Annotated in this window: 1 protein-coding gene; it reads left to right on the forward strand. The window is 62.0% G+C overall.

Features of this window, described 5'->3' with window-relative positions:
* Positions 1-44: 44 nt before the first annotated feature.
* Positions 45-1,057, forward strand: a 1,013-nt coding sequence (locus ACR0MI_RS23685) for an NAD-dependent epimerase/dehydratase family protein (RefSeq protein ID WP_480855757.1), incomplete at its 3' end; no start/stop codon positions are given.

Consider the following 1,057-nt stretch of genomic DNA (forward strand, 5'->3'; position numbering starts at 1 on the left):
AATGAACTAGTGACGCGCCATCTGTAGACATGGTGGATAGCTTAATGAAGATTCTGATCACGGGGGGCGCGGGTTTTATCGGGTCGCGGCTGAGCGCTGAACTTGTTCAGCAAGGGCATGACGTCACGATTTTCGACTCTCTGCACCCACAGGTTCATTTCCAGAACGAGACCAATTTCAGGATCGCCAAATCCTCGGGCGCGGAGATGATCGTTGGCGACGTGCGTTCGCGCGACGACATGCAGCGCGCCATGTCGCAGGTCCGGCCCGAGTTCATCTTCCACCTGGCCGCCGAAACCGGCACCGGCCAGTCCTTTGACCACCCGACCCGGTACAACGAGGTCAACATCATTGGCACCACCAACCTGATCGAGGCGGTGCGCGCGGCCGATACCCCGGTGCGCCGCATCATTCTGGCCGGCTCGCGCAGCGTCTATGGCGAGGGCGCCTGCGTGGACGCCAACAAGGTCCTTGTGCCTGCGGTCGCCCGCACCAGCCAGGACATGTCGAACGGAGATTTCCTGCCGAAATCGGCCAGCGGCGAAACCCTGACGCCGGTGCCGACCAATGCCGATACCTGCCCGGTGGCACCCGCCTCGATCTATGCCTCGACCAAGCTGATGCAGGAATACCTGCTGACCCAGGCCTTCTGGGGCACCCCGACCGAGGTCGGCATTCTGCGCCTGCAGAACGTCTATGGCCCGGGGCAGTCCATGTCGAACCCCTATACCGGCGTGATCTCGATCTTTGCCGACCAGATCATGCAGGGCAAGACGCTCAACATCTTCGAGGACGGTGATATCACCCGCGATTTTGTCTATGTCGACGACGTTGTGCGCGCCTTTGCCAGCACCGTCGCGCTGGACAGTTTCTCGGATCAGATCGTGGATATCGGCGCAGGCGAGGCGGCGACCATCATCGACGTGGCCCGGCAACTGATCGACCTTGTCGGGGACGCGCGCAACGGCGTCCAAGTCACCGGCGATTTCCGCGCCGGCGACATTCGCTATGCTCTGGCCGATATCTCGAAGGCACGCCGCCTGCTGAACTGGTCCCC

It is taken from the genome of Ruegeria sp. D4, assembly GCF_056534475.1.